The following is a 22,726-nucleotide window of genomic DNA, read 5'->3' as shown; positions in this document are numbered from 1 at the left end:
TGCCGTTTTAATTTGAAAGTTTCATCGAATCAATTAATTGCAGCGTTGCTTATTTTGATTTTGACGCTTTGTTCCATTTCATACTCCAGGGATAAATCAGGATTCCCGGAAATCAAGGGACGGTTTGGCTCAAAAACCGAGAGCGTGAAAATCGACAATATTGTTATCGATTACTCGGACAAAGTGCGCTTTATATTTGAAGACGGCAAATTGCATCGCCGGAAAAACAACGATCCCCATTATGATTTTTATTTTATCGGCCAGGGACGAATTGTTATTCTCGATTCAATCTCATTGGACAATCTCTGGTATATGCGTTTCGGACGCGCGACGAGCGTCGAGTTCACTACGGCATATATATGCGGAAAGAATATTCCTGGTTTACTTGAAGTCGATTCGACTCAATGGTCAAAAGATAAAATCAACCGCCGCATTTACCATAAACTGATTTTTCAGCAAAAGGCGGCAGATAAGTACTTTGGAATTGAGTTGGGCTGCGAACTGGGCATCTGGTCTGACAAAGAAGTTAATCCTCCCCCGATCTGGATCGATGCCGCACTCGACAGAGATAAGCAATTGGTCGTTCGCTTGACTCCTGACGTTGAAGAACAACTGGGATTGTACGTTTATGATGAGTTGGACAACACTCCGTTTTTGGCGGCGGCTTTTGGTATGGAGAACTTTCTAATCTCGCAGCCAATTACGGTTGATTCCACTATAATTTCGATTTTACTCAGAGAATCCGGAAAATTCGAGGCGTCCAGTCGCATTGTATTTCCTGACGGTACCGATACCCGGGGGATAAAATTTATTTTACCTCATCTATATAAAGTTGACTCAGTCAAAGACGCCACCGGCAACAAAATCGAGTTTTTCAAAAAACAATTCCGCAGTAATCTCTATATTGGCGCGAGAGCTCTCCCGAATGATGAGCGTGATTTTATCACTATATTTTATCGTGGCAAATTTATCGCCGCCCGTTACGCCGGTTATGATTTCCCGGCTTCAATCACCGGATGGTTTCCCCATACTCCCCATCGCAATCTGGGCCAGTTTATTATCCATTATACACTCCACAAAGACCTGACATTAAACTCGGTCGGTGATAAAATCGGCGAGTCATTTGAGGGCGACAATAAAACCGTTACATACCGAAGCTCCATTGATATTTCATATATCAGCTTTGCCTCCGGGAAGTATGATATGTTTCAGGATACAGCATCCGGGGTTCCCATAGAACTATATATCGAGGCCCACAACAATACGGGAGTCTTTAATCGAGACCTTCCGGGTAAGTTACTCTCCGAGGCGACTCAATCATTTGAGGCTTTTACGAACTGGTTCGGCTCGTCGCAAACAACTAATCTGCGGGTTGTTGATCGACCCTATTTCGCGGGTCAGAGCAGCCCGGGATTGATTCATATTCCGAGCTATTCTATATTTAACAATCGAATCCGTTCTCATTTAATGGCTCATGAAATAGCGCATCAATGGTGGGGCCATTCTACGATTCCTAAATCTTATCGTGAAATGTGGTTGTCAGAAGGCATGTCTGAGTATGCCGCTTATCTCTATCTTTGGAAAATAAAACACGACCCTACTTTATGCGACGAACGGATTGCTCTGTGGAAAAGACAAATTGTTCAGGAAGGCAAAATCGGCGGTTGGTATTCCAGAGGATATAAAGCCGGCCCGATTACAATGGGAGCTCGATTTCTGGAATCATATTCCCCCGGTGATTATATTGCTCTCATTTATGCCAAAGCGGCTTATATGCTTCGTATGCTCCATTTCGAAATCGACGGCCCCGATTACAGAACCGACTTTTTTGTTAACATGCTCGGTGAATTCAATCGTAAATATCAAGGACAGCGGGTGACAAGCCTTGACTTTATAAATGTCGCTGCCGGGGCCATTGGTCAGAAGCGTGCGATTGAATTTTTCAGTCAATGGCTCTATGGGTGGAGAGTGCCCAGTTTCACCTGTCTGTATCGGATTATAACCGATGAGAAAGGTCGGGATAAATTATATTTTGAAATTTCCGTTTCTGATGTCAGCAAATCATTTTCGACACCGTATCCGGTTGAGATTGAATACGATGACGGCCGGCGCGAACTGTTTCGTGTCGACCGAGTCGGCCAGAAAGACTCGTTTGAACTGGGTCCGTTCCCTCAAAAAATCAAAAAAGTCCGCTTCGATCCTGATGATATTATCCTCACCCGCGACAAAAAAGTCTCTCGAAAATAGAAATCTCTATCTTTTTCCAAATTTATCTTTGAATGATGCCATAACTCTGTTACCATATCGGGGAACCCTTAACTAGAGTTTTTGATCATGAAATACAGCGGATTTGTTCACCTCCACAATCATACTCAGTATTCGCTTCTCGACGGAGCCAGCCGCATATTCGATCTGATTACCGCGGCCAAAAAATTCAAAATGCCAGCCATGGCAATAACCGACCATGGGAATATGTTCGGCGCCATTGAATTTTATAAGTCCGTCAGTAAGGCCGGAATCAAACCGATTATCGGAATGGAAGCGTACGTCGCCGGGACTTCGCGATTCGACCACAAACGGGTCCCCAGATATCCGGACGGCGGCTTCCACATGGTTTTGCTGGCCAAAAACCAGGCCGGTTACAAAAGCCTGATGAAACTGGCGTCGGCCGCCTATCGTGAGGGTTTTTATCATCGCCCCCGTATTGACCGCGAAATACTATCGGAATATAGAAAAGGTTTGATCGCGCTATCCGCTTGCCTAAAGGGAGAAATACCATACTGGCTCAGCCGTAATGATCAGGATAAGGCCGAAGAGGCTGCCCGGTTTTACGCTAAACTATTCGACGGGGAAGATTTCTATATCGAAATCCAAAATCATAATCTACCCCGCGAAAATGATGTCCGGCCAAAATTGATTGACCTGGCTTCAGAACTGGGATTGCCTCTGGTGGCAACCAATGACAGTCATTATATCAACCGCGAAGATGCCGAAGCGCATGACGCTTTGTTATGCATCCAAACCGGAAAACTCATCACCGATACCGATCGGATGCGCTATGATACCGATCAAATTTATTTCAAATCAGCCGAAGAAATGCAGGAGCTATTCGCCGATCACCCGGCCGCGATTGAAAATACGATTAAAATTGCCGAAAAATGCAACCTTGATATTGAACTGGGCAAATTGTTATTGCCTGCTTTTCCCATTCCCGATAAGGACAAGACTCCGGATAAATATATGGAGGGATTGTGCCGGGAAGGCCTGGCAAGGCTGTATCCCGATATTACGCCGGAGCTGGAAGAACGCCTGACATACGAATTAGGTGTCATCAAACAGCTCGGCTGGGCCGGATATTTCCTGATCACCATGGACTTTGTCCAATATGCCCGAGATAACGGCATTGCCGTAGGACCGGGCCGCGGCTCTGCGGCCGGGTCGCTGGTTTCATACTGTCTTGGCATAACCAATGTTGATCCCATAAAATACGAGTTGCTCTTTGAACGATTCCTAAATCCTGAAAGAATATCGATGCCGGATATAGATATCGATTTTGCCGATCGGCATCGAGATAAAATCATAGAGTACGTTCAGAAAAAATACGGTTCGGATAACGTCACCCAAATAATCACGTTCGGCACCATGGCCGCCCGGGCCGTTGTTAGAGATGTCGGACGAGTACTGGCCATGCCATACACGGAAGTCGATAAAATCGCCAAAATGATCCCCGCCGCACCGGACATGACTCTTGAAAGAGCCCTCAGGCAAAATCCTGACCTGCAAAAACTGGCCGATGAAGATCAGCGAGTCGGGAAATTGATCCAGTTGTCAAGGACTCTTGAAGGCCTGACTCGCCATGCCTCGACTCACGCCGCCGGAGTTGTCATCGCCCCGGCTGATTTGACCGATTATGTACCGCTATTCAAAGGATCTAAAGGCGAGGTAACAACCCAATATTCGATGAAAAATGTCGAGATGATCGGCCTATTGAAAATGGATTTTCTCGGTCTGACGACCCTGACCGTAATTGATGATGCCGTATCATTGATAGCCGCGAATCATGGCAAACAAATCGATCTCGATAATATCGACCTGAATGTCAAAGAGATTTATGATATGTTTGGCAAAGGGCATACCATCGGCGTTTTCCAATTCGAATCGGCCGGTATGCGCGATTACCTCAAAAAACTCAAACCGAGCGTTTTAACCGATTTGATCGCCATGAATGCTCTTTATCGTCCCGGACCTCTCGATTCAGGCATGATCGATATTTATATCAAGCGCAAGCATGGGGAAGAAAAAATCATCTATGACCACCCTATGCTTGAAAAAATCCTCAAAGACACTTACGCCGTTATTGTCTTCCAGGAACAGGTTCTCCAGATTGCCAACAAGATGGCCGGATATACTCTCGGCCAGGCTGATTTGCTGCGCCAAGCCATGGGCAAAAAAGACGCCGCGATAATGCAGGAGCAAAAAGCCCGCTTCATAAACGGAGCCATTGAAAATAAAGTTGAAAAAGCCGTAGCCGAACGAGTTTTTGACCTGATTGAGACATTCGCTCGTTACGGTTTTAACCGTGCTCATTCCACCTGCTATGCCATCATCGCGTACCAGACAGCATGGTTGAAAGTTCATTATCCTCATGAGTTTATGGCCGCCGCCCTGTCCTCAGAAATGGGAAATTCCGACCGGGTCGTGGCTCTCATGGATGAATGCCGCAGGATGGATATTGAGGTTTTGCCCCCCGATGTAAATGAATCTTTGGGTTCATTCACTGTCGCCGACAATAAAATATTATTTGGGTTAATGGCTATTAAAAACGTCGGCGCCGGACCGGTAGAACATATAATCAAGGCTCGGGAAAAGGGCAGTAAATTCAGTTCCCTGGCCGATTTCGTCTCCCGGGTGGATTTGCATGCTCTCAACCGGCGGGCGCTGGAATCAATGATTGCCGCCGGAGCGTTTGATTCTCTTTATAATAATCGGGCCGCCATGACCGAAGTTTTGGAGCAGATGATCTCTTACGGTCAAACCATCCAGGAAAAATCTCATACCGTGGATATGTTTGGGGGAGGTAAAGAAGACGCCACCCGGCGCGCTCCGGATTTGCCTGCCATTGATGATTGGCCCGTTTCCGCCAGACTGGGCAAAGAAAAGGAAATGCTTGGATTCTATGTTTCCGGACATCCTTTGATGCGCTACCGAAATGAAATAAAAAGATTCGCCGGGCTCAACTCAAGTGAAATAGGTTCCAAAGATGACGGTCGGGAAGTTCGAATAGGGGGAATAATTCAGAATGTCAAAGTTATGCTTGATAAGCGCGGCAATCAAATGGCTTTTGTCACCATCGAGGATTTTGTCGGAAGCATGGAACTAATCGTCTTTTCTGACCGTTATGAAAAGGCAAAGAGCTTTATTAATGTTGACGAGATAGTTTTAGCCTCGGGCAGTGTTTCGACCCGGGAAGGCCAGGCGGCCAAGTTGATTGTTTCCAATATTGTGCCGCTTAAAAACTTAAGCGATTATTATCACTGCAGGCTGGTCTTGAATTTGGATACTCAGGATATTACGAAAATAGACGCCATCTGGCCGATATTGGAATCTCATCGAGGCAAAAATGAAGTCATGGTATTGACGCGCCACAACGGAGAAGAACTGCAAATTAAACCCCGCAACTTACAGGTAAGCTTAGAAAGCGATATGGTCGATAAAATCAAAGAGCTTCTGGGCGGAGGTAAAGCATATCTGGCCCCCGTCAAATAACTAAGGAAACAAGAAAGCTCTTGATTTTTTTCGATATTAAGGTAAACTAAAAAATAACGGTACGGTATAATGTTTTGCAGGCATTGACTTCTTGCTATATTGGAGTGTTATGAGTAAATTACTTAAGACCACTTATCTTTTTCTGCCAATCCTGATCTTAATTTTACTCGCCGGTTTTGTTTTCGCCGATCCGTCGGCTAAAAAGGAAAAATCGACAAAATCACCCGAGAAAAGGGCGATTGCTGAAGATAAAATAAACTGGGTGTCTTATCCCGAAGGGCTGAAGCTGGCCAAAGAAAGCGGCAAAAAAATCTTTCTGGAATTTACGGCGGTCTGGTGCGGTTGGTGTAAGCGAATGCGCGCCACAACGTTCAAAGACCCGGAAATCATCAAAACACTTAACGAAAACTATATTTCTATTTCCCTCGATGGCGAATCTCGGGATACGATAAATGTTGACGGGTGGTTTACATCGGGTCGAAAGTTGGCCGGTGAATTGGGTGTTCGCTCCTTTCCATATTTTTGGTTTTTGAAATCCGATGGAGAAAGGCTGGCGCCTTTACGCGGATACCAAACGGCCGAAAATTTGATAAACATTCTGCTTTACCTCAAAGATGATACATATGAAACAATGGATTTCAAGCAGTTTCTTGCCGAAAGAGAACAGGAAAAGAAAAACGAAAAACCGTAAATCCGGCCATATACTATGCAAAATTCTATAAAAAAATTAAATCGCAAAACAATCCTGAATATAGCCTTAGTTGGCTTATTAGGCTTTATGCTATTTATAACTGCCTGCGGAGAAAGTGAAACGGCCGATACCCAGGCCGGAACGATTCAGAATAAATCTGCAGGTACATCGCAAAGTGCGAACAAAAATCTTCCGTCGATGAGCCATGAACGATTCGCTCTTCGTGATCTTGACGGAAATATCCGCAAATGGTCCGAGTTTGCCGGTAAACCGATTGTCATAAATTTCTGGGCAACCTGGTGCGGGCCGTGCTTAAGAGAAATGCCGATTCTGAAGAAACTATACGCTGAATATCAATCTCAGGGATTGGAAATTATAGGTATTTCGGTTGACCAGCAGAATACTATTGCCCGGGTTGTACCCTATGTAGAGCAACTGGACATTCCGTGGGTTATCGTTTATGGCGACAGGGAATCAGCTTTTGAATTCGGTTTGGGGCGAAGCGTTCCCACAACTGTTTTTCTCGATGCTAACGGCAATGAAACCGGCCGATTGATCGGCGCTCAGCCAGAACATATATTCAGAGCGGAGTTTGAGAAGATTATATAAACTGAAAAATGTTACCCATGTTCTGAATTTGTTTTAGCCTATATATGAACCAGTTTAATTTCCTTGAGGGAACCCACCTCAAAAAGCGCTACGCTTATTTTTGATATGGTCCACCGAGCCCAGCTAACCATTAAATTCCCAGCGATGGTTGCAACAATCATGACCCTGCATCAACGTTTTGGTCCGCTTCAAGTGTAACTGAGGGTGAACCATCTGTGCGTATGAAAAATCAGTATAACAAACAGCGGCATAACCGATATCGGTGGCGTTATGCTCCTTAAATATTTTCCACCACAGACATTCGGTGACTTTCATTTCATAAACGTTATCAGTTTTTTCAATATCAATCTTACTCATCATATTTTCATAAATCTTGCCGCCTTCAAGCCATTTACTGAATGAAAAATCCGGATCGGATTTTGTAGCCGGCGGATTACTATCATCAACCGCCTTTAATAGCATATTGACAAGGTTTTCCCGTCCAAGGTATTCACCGAACCGTGTCATATATTCAATAAAGTATTCGAACCGCCAGCGAAATGCCTGTTCATAAGTCTGGACAAAATCTTTTTGAAATTTATGCTTTTCCGGCTGCTCTTTACCTCCATTTCCGGCATTGATCAAGCTGGAAAAATTGGCGAGAGCGAGGCATGACATTCCGCATGCCGGTACTGTCTCAAGCATGAATTTCCGCCGATTTGACTTAAATAAAAAATCGAGCCTACCCATAAAATATCCTTTCTCTATCTGTTCAGATTTCCATTTTCAAAATGATTCAAGATTATTTAACACTCTAAGCAAATTATTCTCAAATTGCAAAATCTCTATTTTGGTGAAACCTTTATAAAAAAGCCTGTTCATTTCTTCCGATACCTCGGTATACAGTTTTTCCATCTTTTTATCTTTGCGGGTACGATATAATAGAAATTTACGCCGGTCAGAATCTGAGGCAACCCGTTTCAGATGACCGGCATTTTCCAGGCGGTCGAGCATACTTGTCAGGGTTGATTTACCGAGTGATGTTTTGGCGGCCAGCTCACTTATTGAAAGGCCATCGTTTTTCCATAGCACAAACATAATTTTGCCCTGCGCCGGATTAATAATATCTATATTATGACCCTTGAGCTTTTTGGTAAATATTCGACCGGCTAATCTGTGTATCTTTCCAATCAAAAATCCGCCTTGACGTTTTAACTTCATATTCACCTAGCCTAATTTGAAATCAAATACAGAGTTTACCCACCAGCCTTTTGCATACAACGGCACAAAATGCAGCAAAGTATAGTTGGGATCGTTATAGCCATCCGGAAAAAATTGCTGCCAGTCATCCTGCCAGAACATTTGTTTCAATTTCAAATCAAGGACTGGTTGAGCCTGACAGGTCAGCATAACGCCCTGAAATTTCTCGGGAAGGCAATAATATAAACAGACCGAGTTATTTGCAGCAATATGTTTGACCTTATCCGATGAAGTTTTGGTGGCAAAATATGTCTGAAAGCCCGTGTCAGGTTTACTGAAAACCTCTGCCAGATTTGGATAATTATTTTTGTTTCTGAGATTCATAACCGCTCTGATATGAGGGAAGCCGTCATTCCCAATCGTTGACATGTACAAAATGTCGGTACTGTTCATCAGGCTAAGGCATTTTTGTTTCATTTCATCAGTATTCAATTTAAGTTTCCTTCAGTTATTTAATTTCTATATAGTACTATACTATATAGAAATTATATGTCAAGGAGAAAATATCGTTTTTATATGTCAGTTCCTTGTTTCTTCTGTTCGAGGTAAAGCTACGGTCCGGTTACCTATCCTCTGATGAAGTTCCTTCGGGTGAGTTCCCGCTTACTTACCTGAGTGCTTAAGTTTGTTGGGGTGAGGAAAAATACTTTTTAATCATCCAAATTGTGACAATTACTCCGGGCACAAAACAGGCCAGGAACAAAATCAATGGTCCAATTTGAGTCTGAATATCGAGACGGGCCGGATCAAAAACACCATCAAGATAAACGAGGCGCAGGAAGTGTCTTGTCATAACCATCAAAAACACTCCCACAAAAACCAAACCGGCCGTCGTTAATATCATACCGCGGCATTTTTCAACGCCGGACACTCTGTAATTTATAATTATCGCGACGATATTAACGACGATAGCCGTCAGGAGCACGTGCAATCCCGGTGACGACAGAAATCTTATTAATATGTCGCGGTCGATGACCAGCAGGTAAATAGTCGCCAAAATAGCGGCTTTGATCATGCCTATCATGAATATTCTGCGCCCATAAACGAATAACTCAAGATTACCTTTGACTTTTTTGTAGTACAGCGTAAAGAGCTGGATGATGACTCCCGCGACAGTTATAGCTCCGGCTACTGCATGTCCCCAGCGGAAAAATGTCTGAATCCAGTTGGGATTGAGGCTTAGACCTTCGGGCGAGGCCTGATATAATCCAGCCCAAAGTTCAGGTTTGGAAGCCAAATCCGAAATCATGGTCAGCGTATAGGAGACATACACCAGCCCGACTGCCGCAATCGAAATCAATGTTATTCTTTTTCCGTCTGGCAAATTCTTTTTCAGGGACGCGATATACAGCAAGTAATAAACCACGATCAAAATCGGAACGATCATAAACCAGTTCCACCCGGAAATAATTGTCGCCGAGTAAAAGAATTTACCGTAGATCACCTGCAAAAATAAAAGGGGAGCCACTCCCAGGGTAATCGTTGCCGCCAGCGATGTGGGAAACGCTTTTAATTTGTCGAGCAATAATAGTTTCCGGTCGGGAGATTTTTTGGCAAAGATAATCAATAGAATTCCGCCGAAAAGAAAATTCATTGCGATCAAGTGAAGTGTAAACGTTAGCCAGTGCAAAATCGTAAACAGCCAATAAGGTCCGGGAATTGACATCGAAGGTCCCGACGTCAAAATTGTTATAATCGGTAAATTCATCATTGTGCACCTCCCCTCAAATGAGCGATCAGCATCTTCAACTCATTTTCATCTCCTGCGAAGGGAGGCATTTCATCGGTCAGGTCCTGCACCATCAGAACCAATTCCTCCGATTCCTCATAATCCAAATCCGCGAAGGTGCTCCCAATCTCACGATAACCGTTAAGCGTATGGCACCCGCCGCAGCGCCGGTCGAAAACGATTTGGTTTTTCTCCGCTTCCGTCAAATCCATCCGTGTGGATACGGGGTCAGAAAACGTATGTGAAGCCAGGAATTCCGCAAGATCGGCGGCATCTTTTTCATTACCCGGGAAGGGAGGCATTTTTCCGATAAAATGCTGCAAACGGGGAATAATATTGGCAATATGTTCCGTTTCCACACCCGCCAATTGTTCACCGAGAGAGTTATATCCGTCCAGCGTATGACACGATCGACATCCCGCCAAATACAGGTCTCGCCCGCGATTTCCGGTAGGGTATTTAACGGGCAGCGGTTTTTCAGAGGGTAAATTTGCCTCTTCAGATTTCAAGACATTATTGCTATAGAGGAAGTCGTAGATAATATAAGGCTTGCGAGCAGCTTCTCGTGACCATTCGAATCCTCCCATCGCCATTAGTCCCAGAAGCATCAGAATTGATGCGGAAACATATCCGGTATGGCGGGGGAAGACGAGAGTGCTCAAGACCGAAAGCAGCAGAAGCAACCCCGCCGAGAAAATCATTACTTGAAGAGCGATCGTCGGCACCATGCCGGGCAAAAAAGCCCCGGTAACCGATTGGGGAAGAACATTGTAATACCAGAGTCCGAACGGAATTGACACAAGGAGCGGAATGATAATAAACCAACCGTTACGCCGCATGATTTTGACTTTGAGGTCACGGTTTTTCTCCTTGGCGACCGAAACCGTCGCGTATAATCCGGCCAGCATTAAACAAATACAGGTCCTGAATAAAGTCGCCGCGAAATATGCGGGGTTGAAAAATCCGTCCCAGAAATTGCCGGTCGTCAGCCACTCTCCGGGGGTGAGCATAAAGGTTAGAATCCCATTAATGATCACCAGCGACAGCCAGGCGGCAATGAAATATATCCAGCCCACGGCGATATGCGTTTTGGCCGACAATCGCTTCCATCCATAATAGTAAATCATTGCGGCTGTTATTTCGATAAAGAAGAAAATCCATTCGGTTGCCCAGCCCCAGACAAAATTATTTATCAGCCATTTGGTACCATTAGGATGAATCAGCCCGATCGTGACCCAGATTCCAACGCCCGAAACGGCGCCGAAAACCAAAGTTGTCAGGGCAAAAAACTTAGAATGTTTTTTTACATACCCGAGGTGCGCATCATCATTTTTACGCCGCGCCCATATTTCCGCCAGGACGAGGTATAGCCCCCCCCCGATAGCGAAATGAGCCACGAACACGTGCAAAATGGCCACGACTGCTATCAGAATACTATTGGCCAAAAACGGTTCCCATATTGCATATTGCATAAAATCCCTCACAGGTCAAGAAACTCCCGCCCGCAATTTCGCAACATGGATTAATTAAGTCAATTGTTTTCTGAAATAGACGATTTTGTCCCACCCCTCATATCCGCAGCGGCGGAACAGAGCCATCGAGGGGAAGTTGACATCCTCAATGAGAGCGGCGAAGATTTCAACTCCCATTTCGCGCAAGGATTCTTCGGCTTTTTCCAGGAGCCTCTCACCCAGACGTTTTCCCCGGTAATCGGAGTCAACCGCCAAACGACTAATCCAACCTTTACGGCCATCGGAAGAAGCGATGACTGAGCCGATAAGTTTTCGGGTATCATCCCGGAGGAGGTAAGTGACAATATAGTTATCATAGATTTGTTGTTCGATTTTTTCGCGACTGTCTCGGTTGGCCCTGTCATAAGGCAGTCCGCATTTCTCCCAGAGCGAAATTAATTCATCATAATCATCGATAGAAAATAATTCGATATTCATTTTTACAGTCCGCATATCCCTCAATAAATATTAATCAATTATAAATCTGAATCAGGCCAAATCGAACTTTAAAAAACCGGATAATGCTTTTTGCGCTATCCGGTTTCTAAGGAAATATACGCCTAAAATGCTTTGGGATTTTTCTTCTTTTTCTTATTGGCTTTGGCGGATTTTAGTTTTGTACGCTCAATACCGGCCTTGGCTTTGGCGTGTTTAGGATTCAATGATAGCACTTGGGTATAAAGCTCGCCCGCGCGCGCAAAATAGCCCTCATTTTCCCAGCTCAAAGCCAGCGAATAGCAAATACGGGAACGAATAAGATTATCTTTGGGAGCGTACTTTTGAGAGTACTTGAATGAACCAATGGCCTGATCGAAACGCCCCTGTTTTTGAAGAGTCAATCCCAGATAATAATGCGCTTCCCAATTGTCTTTGTTTTTTGAAATGGCCCGGATAAAATGCTTGGAAGCCTGCTTATATTTTCCGGCGGTATAAAACTTTTTGCCCTGGATAAGATGATTATCCGAAGATATCTTCTGACCTCTTTTGATTGTGCCCTGTTCGGTTTCAACCGGACGGGATTTAATTACTACCGTTTTGCTCTGACAGCCAATTATAAAGAATAAAACGGCTAAGATGACGCATAATCTTTTCATGATTTCCTCCGTATTCAAATACCGCAATATTATTTATTTATCGGCCGATTTAGAGATACATCTGATTGGGAAAATGAATTTAATGCAGAACATCCAGGGCGCTGTTCAACATTTGCGCAAATAACCGGTTAATAATTAATGCATTGCAGTTGAGAAGATCAAATCTATTTCAGGAGATCGGTTAGTTTTTCCAGGATTGGCGCGGTCGAAATCTTTAATCTCTCGGAAGTATGACGCGCGGTTTCGATAATTTCACCCGGCTGTAAATTGAGATCATCATTCAATATTTGGAATTTTCCTGAATGGATTTTTTTGACAATCGCGAAATATAAATCGAGTATAAAATTTAAGGAGAAGCGGCCATCATCGGGCAGCTCATTGGAGATTTCGTTTAGTTTTTTCTCTGCCTCATCACGGTATTCAGATATCTTTTCAATATACCACTCAATCATTTCAGTGAAATTATCATTTTGTATATTAGATGAAATTATTTCCGAATAATCATTTTTACCAAGATTAAATTTCCGGGCCGTTTCCCGATCAATATAAATTAATGGTTCTTTACCGAACGTAAAATCTTTTTTGAAATCTCGAATTATATGTACCAGGTACGAAAACAAGGCTAAAGGTCGGGCGGCCTGTTTTATATCAAAGGATGGCGCTATCAGGTCGTTGTCCTTCTCGATGTACCGGCATCCGGCCAAGTGCATAAATACCGCCCCGGGCGCGACAGCGGCGCCTTCGGCGTAATTCAAAAATTGATCCATTGATTCAAAACGATTATGATAAACGTCAAATTCCATCGACCGCGCCAATTCAACAAATGGCCATTGTGGAATTTTGCACTTTTCCATCAGCTCATGCAACTCCTTCCCCTGGTGCGAAGAACCATCAAACTCCTTATTTCCAAACATCCGCGAGTATTTTTTAATTTCGCGCAGGACATTGTCAGATTGGCCCGATCCAAAATAGCCCGATGTCTTCCAATCATCTACGAGATCATCAATGATTCGCATTGCCGCGTAGGCGGCCAGGAAGGCATGGAATTTCAGTTCCGGTTTTAGAAAATTGGCGGCCAAAAACAGGTGAGGCGTGCCCTTTTGGGCCAGGTTGAGATTGTATTTGTTCGGATTCATATTCTATTAATTACGAGAGATTTCCACTCCCCGCGTATTATTTCCTGCCATGCTTGAAGAATTCGGAAAACATTTGCCTGATGTTTTTTCTTGTTGCCGGTATGTCGCTAAAATCAATATCGTCTAAATATAAATTTCGAAAATTAAAATAATCTTGGAGATGATACCCAACGCGACGCCCTCTGATGATATTTTGCAAAGCCGAAAGCGAATCGGAAAACAATATCCGGGCCCTCACCGATTTTCTATTTATAATTTTGGGAATTTCCATTCCCGTCGCAGCCCGACACAATAACACCGGAAAATCGACTCCATTGGCGATTGCCAGTGGCACCGAACCCCAGAAACGAGGATTGGCCTCAAGTAATTTATATTCCAAAGCGCCGTCTTTACTTGCGCTTTCTTTGTATTCAAACATAACCACGCCGTGCCAATTCAGTTTTTCAAGCAGCTTATTTAATGATTTGGTGTTGGGGTGGTTGTCAATATCCCACGGCTCGCGACTGGTCGAAGCTCCCCCCGAAATGGGATATTCACGAACTCGTTTATGTCCGAAATGTGTTATCATGTCGGGATTCTTCCAGCGCAGAGATGAAATACCAACACCCCGGCCAACCAGGTTTTCCTGTACAATTATATCTTCATCTCCCAGCTTCCGGCAGGCCGAGAAAAGCTCATTCTTATTTTGCACCCGATAGACGCCCACCGCCGATGTCGCCCGCCTTGTCTTGACTACAACCGGATATGCCAGTCCGGGTACGGTATTTAGAAAATTCTCAGGAGTGGAATAATCCTGCATCGGTTGATATGGCACATCGAATAAACCGGCTTTGTCAAGAATCTCTGAAGTTGGGGGTGTTTTATCGCCTATCGACCAGCTCCGGGGAAGAAGATTGTCGTCCAGAATCCCGGCGATTACTTCAAAAAAATATTTTTTATCATGCAATAGCAGCAATTTGTAATAGTTTTCGAAAGGAAACAAACTGCGCTCCCTGATATCCGCGGCTCGTTTGGCCAGAGCCATCATTTCGGCAGCATTGACCGGCAGGATAATTTCGAATTTATACTTTTGGATATGCTCCAAAACCGATTGAGCAAAACCTTCTTCGTCAATTTTGGGATTAGGATAAACCAGATTTTTTGATTTATCTTTGATGCGATTCGAATAAAGCCCGGGCGCGCCCGAACGATAATCTCCGGCGTTCACTTCAAAGCCGTCTCGGGCCAGGGATTTTAATATATTCCAGCCCTTGACGAAACTATTGAGAACCAGTACCCGGCCGCTCATCAACCGCCTTCCTTAATTTTATCGCCTATCAACAACTTGATAAAATTTTTGCCGGTATCGAGTACCAGATCATACAGCCAGATCGTCATATTATCCGACCACCGATCGGGATGCATATTCATATATATTCTTCGATAATCTTTGTTATTCATTAATTCCTTTAGCGAATTTAAATTAGACAATCCGACCGTGGGACAATTATCGATATGATCTTTTAGATTATACCGGGGATTGAATCGTCCCGTATCGGGAATATAAATATCGACATCATCGCCGGTAATGTCAATCGAGGCGTCACCGACCAAACGATTCGTTATTTTTTCTACGACTAAATCACGATCATAAGTAAACGCCAGTGTATCGAGCCAACCTTCTTTTCGCATCTGATAAACAACTTGCCTGTTATCAAAATCCGTTCGAGGATCACCGTGGGCGCAGATAGTTTTGATATTAAAACCAAGTTTATCCAGGTCCAAAAGATAACCAATGAAAAAACCAAGCGCATCTCGAAGGATTTGTTTGTTGGGGGCCTTCTTATGGGTGTCCACGTCTTCATAATGATACCCGATTTCATGATCCAATTCGGCTATCTGTTTGATGACATCCAGATTATTATCGAAAAACCGGCGGCGGAAATAGTAGGTCGTTCTAATTTGATATGCGGTTTCTATCCGGGCCATTTTGAGCGCTCTGACCGGGGAATAATCGACATCATGCCGGATTGCCACTAATTGATTTTCAGTCAGTTTGCCATTTTCTCGATCAATCAGGAACTTTTCAATTCCGACAATCGCTCGACCTGATTCTAAAATCAGTTCTATTAGTTTATGGTAGGCGTTAAATGAAAACAACATATTAGTCATTTGCAAATTCTTTACGTTACTTTCTCAATCGGCAATATTCGACATCATGACAACCGCATAATACCAATTTATATATACCAAGTCAAAATCGATTTGGATTAGATTATCGGCAGGATATTATTGGGATCAAATTCGTCTTTTAGCGCTCGGCAGTCCTGAGCCAGCGGGGTGCCGGAGGACAGCTCCCGCTTAAAAGCATCATAGTCCGGATGAAAGATAGACAGGTGTGGATGATTATCTTTTTGAGATAACGGTAAAATCCGAAATGACATTTCTATTATAAAACCCATCGTCCCCCAGCTATTATAAAATATTCGCGATATATCATACCCCGAAACGGATTTGAAGGTTTTGGCTCCGGGTCGGACAATCGTACCATCGGCCAAAACCGCCGTTAGTGATAACAGGCTCTTTGAAAATGGAATAGTGTGAGCGCCATCATCCGCAGCTAATCCGGCCGCGAGGGCGCCTCCGAACGATCCCGGATAATGAGTATCCCCAAATGGAAACCAGAGATTTTTCTTAGTCAGCTCTTTATTGACTTCCTTTAATGGATACCCGGCTCCAACCGTCAAGTAGAAATCAGCAGTGTGAATCTCAATGATATCGTTTAGCCGATCCGATTTGAAGACCAGGAAATCAGTGAATTTATCACCAGCCGGGTCAATATTGTTGCCAAAACCGGAAATAAAAATTGTCTGTTCGGCATCATTGGCGCGGTGGAAAATATCCGCCACCTGCTCGGCCGATTCGGGATGGAATGTCGGAATCGTCTTTTGCCAGGTCAATCCATCCGGATAATCGCCGGAAATTTCGATTTCGAGTTGCTTATTCATACTTGATAATATATAATGTGATGTCATATCACTGGTCAAGCAAATAATGAATGAGTCGGACTCGATGACACACGGAAGTAGCTATCGAAATACCGTGCTCATATCAGTCGCAGGGGTAACCGGATTGGTGTGGGGACTACGCTTTTTACCCTATCTGATTCCTCAAGGCAGGGTCTGGGGTGTAAACCATCTATTATTCCTACCCCCAGTCTATTTGTGGATATACGCCGCTCTGGGGATAATTATTTTATCGCTTTTCTTCCGGCCTGTGGCTCAGATAAGCAATCGAGTTTTCGGTAGTGCCGCTGCCGTGCTTTTGGAAAGGCCATTTCCCAAACGGTGGCTTTTCGCGGCGGTGTGTGCCGTTATATTTTTTTGGTTCCTCAAATTGCCGGTGTATCTTCTGGGCGATAGTTTTTCGGTGACGGCAAATATCTCAAACGATCTACCTGTTATTTACAAATGGTCGGAGATTGGCTCGATTTTTATGGCCGTGATTGTCTCAAAAATAATTCCCGTCGCCGGAGCCGAATCCGGGGTTTACGCTTATGGCGTAATTTCAGTTCTTTCCGGTGGAGCTACCATCTTTCTCCTATTCGCGCTGGCATATGAACTGGGGAATGATCGCACACAACGGTTGTTTATTTTCTGTCTGACATTATTTGCCGGATGGACTTTACTGTTTTTTGGATATACCGAAAATTACCCTGTCCTCTGGCCTTTTATAACCGGCTATGTTTATTTCGGAATTAGATACCTGCGGGGTAAAAACAGCCTGATCGTGCCGTTTGTTTTCCTGGCGGCATCAATGGTTCTCCATCTCCAGATCGCGTTTTTTATTTTCTCATTTATTTTGCTTTTATTCTCGCGAGGCTTACCGGCCCGACTTTATGAAAATCACAAGAAAATAATTTTGAGTATTATTGTCCTTGGAATGGCCGGTGCGGCCGTTCTGTTTTATAAATTCTATCAACAATCACTGGAATTACAAATTTATCTTATGCCTTTATTTGTCGGGCATGGCGCGACAGCGGGGTACACTCTTTTCTCTATCGATCACCTGCTTGATATCGGTAATCAATTGCTCTTGTTAATGCCGGCATTTCCGGTTCTGCTGATCCTGAGTTTCGGTCGCTGGAGAAAATTATTTACTGATCGCTTAAATCAATTCCTGATTCTTTTATCGTTAGGCGGATTCGCATTTTTGTTCATTATCGAACCGCGATTGGGGATGGGACGCGACTGGGATTTATTCGCTCTGGCCGGTTTGGCGCCGTTGCTTCTTGTCGCGAAAATCGCTATCGAAAGGCATAGCATATTAAGCCGGTTTTTCCCGGTAATAATCATTGCTTCACTTACCATGATTATGCCATATCTGGCGGTCAATATGAATTATGACAGCGCTGTCGAAAATTATAAATTTCTGCTTAGTCTCGATCGGGAGCGAGGCCGTACGGGCGTTACTAATCTGATAAAAATGTATGATGAAAAGGGGGACAAAGCGGTAGTTGACAGCTTAAAAGTAATTTTACGAGACCATTATCCGGCGGCAACTCTGGCCCCCACTGCATACGAGTTAATAGACCAGAGACGTTATGACGAAGCATTAATTATATCAGATTCGCTTTTTAAACTCGATCCATATTCAATAGAAAATTTTCTTCTCCGGGCATCTATTTTAATAAAACAGGAGCATTACGCCCGGGCGATTCAGGATTTGGAAACGGCAGCTGATTTGGGCCGTTATGATTCTCGCCCACTGATTCGGCTGGCTCAGGCGTATAATCAATTGGGACAGTTTGAGAAAATGATGATGGTTTTAAGAAAGGCTCAGCAGTGCGACGCCAAGTCTTTCAAAGTCGCCGAGGGATTATCCTCCGGTTTTTACAGTATGGGGCGTTATGACTCGGCTTTGGTTTACGCTCAAAAAATGATTGAGGTCGAAGTGAATAACCCCGCCGGATATATTGCCGCGGGGTTGTGTGCCCAGAGAAGCGGCAATCTAACCCTGGCCGAATCATATCTAACCAACTTTTTGAGACTTGATCCGGCTAATCCTCTGGCTAACCGAGCCAAAGAAATCCTGGCGTCCATTAACCGCGCCATAACGCAATAAACGGTAAGATAATTTAACCAGATAAAAAATTGATGGCGAATACTATGCGTAACTTATTATCTTGAGAAATGGACAAACGCAAGCCCCGATTTGAAATATATAATATCAGCGCGTTAAGTCTCCTGATTTTTATTTATGCGATACGTTTAATTGCGCCATATTTCCCCTATTCCCGCACCTGGGGATTTAATCATATACGCTTTCTTCCCGATTACTGGAATTATATATATCTGGCGTTAGGCTTATGCGTAATCGCCGTGGCTTTCATTTCATATCGCGGAATCGGTGTCAGGTTCTTTGACCTTCTACTAAATTCGATATCCAAACGATATTATCTGACCTGGCTTCTATTATCATTGTCAACCGGTCTTGTTTTTTGGCTCTTGCGTATGCCCACGAATTTGTTGGGAGATGGCTATTCGGTCATCAACAATATCGGAGGCGATCTGCCGGTCGTTTTCAAATGGTCGGAATCGGGAGTAGTCCGCATCGTCTATTGGGTATCATTGTTACTTCCGTATGACGGTCTAACGCGCGGTGAATACGCCTTTGCGATTGTATCTGTTATCTCGGGAGCTGTTTTTGTCTATTTCGTTTCTTTGATCGCGTATGAAGTGGCTGAAGATATCAAAGGGCGACTGTTAATAACAGGCACGGCGATCTTTTCGGGGTCAATTTTATTATTTTTCGGATACGCCGAAAACTATCCGATTCTATGGCCGCTATCGGCGGCATATATATTAACATCCATCCGATATATTAAAGGCAAGTGCGGGATATTCATTCCAGCCATATTAATCCTGTTGGGAATATATCTGCATTTACAAATGGTTTTCTTCGCATTATCATTTCCGGTTTTAATCTTTTCACGGGAATCGGGACAAATCTATTATCGCAAAAACAAAAAAACTATTTGGGCGGTATCAATTTTCCTGTCTGGCATATTCATCTACCTGTTTATACATCAATACTACTCTTCAATCGCGTTCAGGTCCCATATTCTTCCCCTCTGGCATGGTAAACCGATAACTTCGGATTACGCTATTATTTCAATCAAGCATTTTGTTGATATATTAAACTTGTTCTTGCTGACAGTTCCTCTCTGGCCGGTTTTGATAATTTTCGCTTGGAAATCTCGCCGGTTATTACTGAACGATGCCATTAACAGATTTTTTCTTCTATTTTCGGCGGGGGGTATGATATTCGTTTTGTTAATCGACCCCCGTTTGGGCATGGCCCGCGACTGGGATTTGTTCGCCCTGGCCGCTCTGGGACCAACATTGCTTCTGACGCGAATATATATTCAATCGGGCGGACTGAAATATCTTTATCCTGTTTTTATAGTCGCGTCTTTCGTGGTAACCCTCCCTTATTTGGCGACTAACCTGAAAAAAGAGCCGTCACTGGCATATATGCAGTCGCTTTTGGAGCTTGATCAATCAAAAAGCTGGTCGGGCAGAGTCATGCTTAGAGATTATCTTTCAAATAACGGTTATAAATATCAAGCGGATAAAATTAATGAGGAGACGGCCAGGTTATTCCCCCAAACCAACTGGGCCAATATCGCTCGGGGATGGTTAAACGCCGGACAAATAACAAAAGCGTCCGCCTACGCCGATTCGATTTACAATCGTGATCCTTATTCAGCCGATGGTTATAACATCCATTCCCAAATTTATATAAAACTTGGCAAATATGATTCGGCCCTGGCGATGATCAAAATTGCGGCCGAATTATCGCCCTATGAATCCCGTGCTTACACCAGTATGGCAACTATTTACCGTCGCATGAATAACGACTCCGAAATGTGGGAAGGTTTTCGCCGGGCGCAAAAATTAAATCCCCATGAGTATTCCAACCTGATGTTAATGTCGCAATCGTTCGCGAATGAGCGCGCCTTTGATTCGGCGATTGCTTATATCGACACTCTCAAAAGTAACTATCCCGACAGTTCCGAAAATTATTTGGCCGCCGGAGTAATATATCGTGCCAAAGGCGATTATGACAGCGCCATACATGAGCTTGAAATATATGTCGCCCGGCTTGAGGATGAAGCAATGCAAAACAATATCCTGCGCATGATTGCAGAAATCAAAAATCTCCAAAAATAAAAAAGCGCGGAAATATTCCACGCTTTTTTATAAAATTTATGAATGGCCTTCTATTTCAAATTCAATCCCAGCAATTTCATTTCAGTCATGTCCTCAATGCCGTACTTGATACCCTCGCGTCCCATGCCCGATTTCTTAACGCCGCCATAAGGCATATGATCAACCCGATAGGTGGGAATATCGTTTATGATTACGCCTCCGGCTTCGATATATTTGAAGGCATAAAAAATATCTTTAATCCGTTGCGTGAATAAACCTGCCTGCAACCCAAACTCTGAGTTGTTTACCTGATTTATCATTGTTTTAAAGTTGCGGTACTTAAATACCACCGCCAACGGAGCGAAGGCTTCTTGCGAGCAGACATTCATCGACATTTTAACATTACCCAACAGAGTCGGTTGCATCATCCGTTTCCGCCTTTTGCCTCCCGCCAAAAGTTTTGCTCCGCCCGCGACCGCTTCGTTGATCCATTTTTCAGTACGTTTAGCCGACTCAATATCAACCATCGGGCCGACATCGGTTTTTTCGTTCAACGGATTACCCATCCGTATCTTTTTTATCGCCGCTCGGAATTTGCGGATGAACTTATTGTAAACCTTTTCATGAACAAAAATTCTTTGAACCGAAATGCAGCTTTGACCCGCTTGTCCAAAGGCTCCATAAATTAATCTGGTTACCGCGAAATCGACATCGGCGTCGTCAGCCACCGCTACCCCGGCGTTGCCGCCCAGTTCCAGAACCGTTCGTTTATCCCCGGAATTATCTTTAATCCACCAACCCACCGGAGACGATCCGGTAAAGGTTATCACTTTCACTCGGGGGTCTTTGATTAATGGCGATGATTCTCTCGACGAACCGGGAAGAATCGACAAAGCTCCTTTGGGAAGCTCTGTCTTGTCGATTATCTCGGCCAGCATTAAAGCTGCAATCGGGGTTTTTGAGGCCGGTTTTAAAACAATCGGGCATCCTGACGCTATCGCCGGGGCGATTTTATGCGCCACTAAATTCAGAGGGAAATTAAACGGTGATATCCCGGCGACGACTCCGACCGGAAACCGCCTGACAAGTCCGATTCTCTCCTCGGAACCCGGCACCCAATCCAAATCCATAATTTCACCGCCGACCCGTTTGGCTTCTTCGGCCGCGACATGAAAACAATTGGCCGCTCTGTCAACTTCAGCCCGCGCGTCACGAATCGTCTTGCCCATCTCCATCGTCATCGTCCGGGCCAGCTTTTCTTTATTTTTCAAAATCCCGTCGGCGATGTCCTGGCAAATTCGTTCCCGAACATAGCAGGGAAGATTGCGAGTTGTCTCGAATGCCTTCCGGGCCACGTCAATCGCCCGCGTGTAATCTTTTTCCGATGCCGCCGCGACAGTGCCGACATGACTGTCATCATACGGCGATTCGACTCTGATTTTATTTTTGGATGAAACCCACTTTCCCGCTAAATACATTTTATATGATTTGGCCATAATACGCCTCCTGCGCTTTATTATATCGGGCAGACGATTTTGCCCGGTTTTTCAGTCAATTGACAAATATTTCAGAAGCATTCATTAATAAATCCCTCACAGAGCCTCAATTGCATTTTCTAATCTATAATACGATATGTATATAGGAAAATGTTTTTTTTGTTAATTTGTTCCGGAATTGATTCATATAAATGTCAATCTTGCGGAACAATTCCGGTACGACAGAGTCGCCATAATTTCAATAGGCGATTTGCGAACAAAA

The 22,726-nt window shown here is 44.1% G+C and carries 18 protein-coding genes; 6 read left to right on the top strand and 12 right to left on the bottom strand.

What is annotated here, in order from left to right:
* Positions 1 to 12 precede the first annotated feature (12 nt).
* The 4 genes from V3V99_06560 to V3V99_06545 all read left to right on the top strand — a co-directional run bounded on the left by V3V99_06560 (position 13) and on the right by V3V99_06545 (position 7,066).
* Positions 13 to 2,247: a M1 family aminopeptidase gene (locus V3V99_06560; protein ID MEE9442314.1), complete on the top strand. Its 2,235-nt coding sequence runs from the start codon at positions 13 to 15 to the stop codon at positions 2,245 to 2,247.
* Between the two features lie 87 nt (positions 2,248 to 2,334).
* On the top strand, positions 2,335 to 5,766 hold the full coding sequence (locus tag V3V99_06555) for a DNA polymerase III subunit alpha (GenBank protein ID MEE9442313.1): 3,432 nt from the start codon (positions 2,335 to 2,337) through the stop codon (positions 5,764 to 5,766).
* Positions 5,767 to 5,875: 109 nt separating this feature from the next.
* A complete protein-coding gene (locus V3V99_06550; GenBank protein ID MEE9442312.1) occupies positions 5,876 to 6,457 on the top strand; it encodes a thioredoxin family protein in 582 nt (193 codons plus the stop codon).
* A gap of 87 nt (positions 6,458 to 6,544) precedes the next feature.
* Positions 6,545 to 7,066, top strand: a complete 522-nt coding sequence (locus tag V3V99_06545; protein ID MEE9442311.1) for a TlpA disulfide reductase family protein — start codon at positions 6,545 to 6,547, stop codon at positions 7,064 to 7,066.
* Between the two features lie 123 nt (positions 7,067 to 7,189).
* Here V3V99_06545 and V3V99_06540 read toward each other — a convergent pair whose 3' ends face one another.
* The 11 genes from V3V99_06540 to V3V99_06490 all read right to left on the bottom strand — a co-directional run bounded on the left by V3V99_06540 (position 7,190) and on the right by V3V99_06490 (position 16,762).
* Positions 7,190 to 7,750, bottom strand: a complete 561-nt coding sequence (locus V3V99_06540; GenBank protein ID MEE9442310.1) for an L-2-amino-thiazoline-4-carboxylic acid hydrolase — start codon at positions 7,748 to 7,750, stop codon at positions 7,190 to 7,192.
* A gap of 81 nt (positions 7,751 to 7,831) precedes the next feature.
* On the bottom strand, positions 7,832 to 8,266 hold the full coding sequence (locus V3V99_06535; protein ID MEE9442309.1) for a MarR family transcriptional regulator: 435 nt from the start codon (positions 8,264 to 8,266) through the stop codon (positions 7,832 to 7,834).
* Positions 8,267 to 8,272: 6 nt separating this feature from the next.
* Complete coding sequence (locus tag V3V99_06530) at positions 8,273 to 8,737, bottom strand: pyridoxamine 5'-phosphate oxidase family protein (GenBank protein MEE9442308.1); 465 nt, start codon at positions 8,735 to 8,737, stop codon at positions 8,273 to 8,275.
* Positions 8,738 to 8,924: 187 nt separating this feature from the next.
* Positions 8,925 to 10,016, bottom strand: a complete 1,092-nt coding sequence (locus tag V3V99_06525; GenBank protein ID MEE9442307.1) for a hypothetical protein — start codon at positions 10,014 to 10,016, stop codon at positions 8,925 to 8,927.
* Positions 10,013 to 11,506, bottom strand: a complete 1,494-nt coding sequence (locus V3V99_06520) for a cytochrome ubiquinol oxidase subunit I (GenBank protein MEE9442306.1) — start codon at positions 11,504 to 11,506, stop codon at positions 10,013 to 10,015. Before V3V99_06520 ends, V3V99_06525 begins: the two co-directional genes overlap by 4 nt.
* Before the next feature lie 54 nt (positions 11,507 to 11,560).
* On the bottom strand, positions 11,561 to 11,983 hold the full coding sequence (locus V3V99_06515; GenBank protein ID MEE9442305.1) for a GNAT family N-acetyltransferase: 423 nt from the start codon (positions 11,981 to 11,983) through the stop codon (positions 11,561 to 11,563).
* A gap of 122 nt (positions 11,984 to 12,105) precedes the next feature.
* Entirely contained in the window at positions 12,106 to 12,639 is a 534-nt protein-coding gene (locus tag V3V99_06510) for a tetratricopeptide repeat protein (GenBank protein MEE9442304.1), read from the bottom strand.
* Positions 12,640 to 12,803: 164 nt separating this feature from the next.
* Complete coding sequence (locus V3V99_06505) at positions 12,804 to 13,775, bottom strand: squalene/phytoene synthase family protein (GenBank protein ID MEE9442303.1); 972 nt, start codon at positions 13,773 to 13,775, stop codon at positions 12,804 to 12,806.
* Between the two features lie 37 nt (positions 13,776 to 13,812).
* Entirely contained in the window at positions 13,813 to 15,063 is a 1,251-nt protein-coding gene (locus tag V3V99_06500; GenBank protein MEE9442302.1) for a hypothetical protein, read from the bottom strand.
* Positions 15,063 to 15,926: a hypothetical protein gene (locus tag V3V99_06495; GenBank protein ID MEE9442301.1), complete on the bottom strand. Its 864-nt coding sequence runs from the start codon at positions 15,924 to 15,926 to the stop codon at positions 15,063 to 15,065. The genes V3V99_06500 and V3V99_06495 overlap by 1 nt, the downstream gene beginning before the upstream one ends.
* Positions 15,927 to 16,024: 98 nt before the next feature.
* Complete coding sequence (locus V3V99_06490; GenBank protein MEE9442300.1) at positions 16,025 to 16,762, bottom strand: FAD-binding oxidoreductase; 738 nt, start codon at positions 16,760 to 16,762, stop codon at positions 16,025 to 16,027.
* A gap of 64 nt (positions 16,763 to 16,826) precedes the next feature.
* Between V3V99_06490 and V3V99_06485 the strand changes: the two genes are divergently transcribed.
* Both V3V99_06485 and V3V99_06480 read left to right on the top strand, forming a co-directional pair.
* Positions 16,827 to 18,878 carry a hypothetical protein gene (locus tag V3V99_06485; GenBank protein MEE9442299.1) on the top strand — a complete coding sequence of 684 codons (2,052 nt, stop codon included), beginning with the start codon at positions 16,827 to 16,829 and terminating at the stop codon, positions 18,876 to 18,878.
* A 68-nt stretch (positions 18,879 to 18,946) separates the two neighbouring features.
* Positions 18,947 to 20,989, top strand: coding sequence for a hypothetical protein (locus V3V99_06480; protein MEE9442298.1), 2,043 nt, complete (start codon positions 18,947 to 18,949; stop codon positions 20,987 to 20,989).
* A 50-nt stretch (positions 20,990 to 21,039) separates the two neighbouring features.
* On the opposite strand, the gene V3V99_06475 is transcribed toward V3V99_06480, so the two are convergent.
* A complete protein-coding gene (locus V3V99_06475; protein ID MEE9442297.1) occupies positions 21,040 to 22,464 on the bottom strand; it encodes an aldehyde dehydrogenase family protein in 1,425 nt (474 codons plus the stop codon).
* Positions 22,465 to 22,726: the final 262 nt, after the last annotated feature.

Source organism: Candidatus Zixiibacteriota bacterium, assembly GCA_036480375.1.
In the GTDB taxonomy this organism is placed as follows: domain Bacteria; phylum Zixibacteria; class MSB-5A5; order GN15; family JAAZOE01; genus JAZGGI01.
Note: the sequence above shows the minus strand (reverse complement) of the source record. Positions and strands in the feature narration are given on the sequence as shown.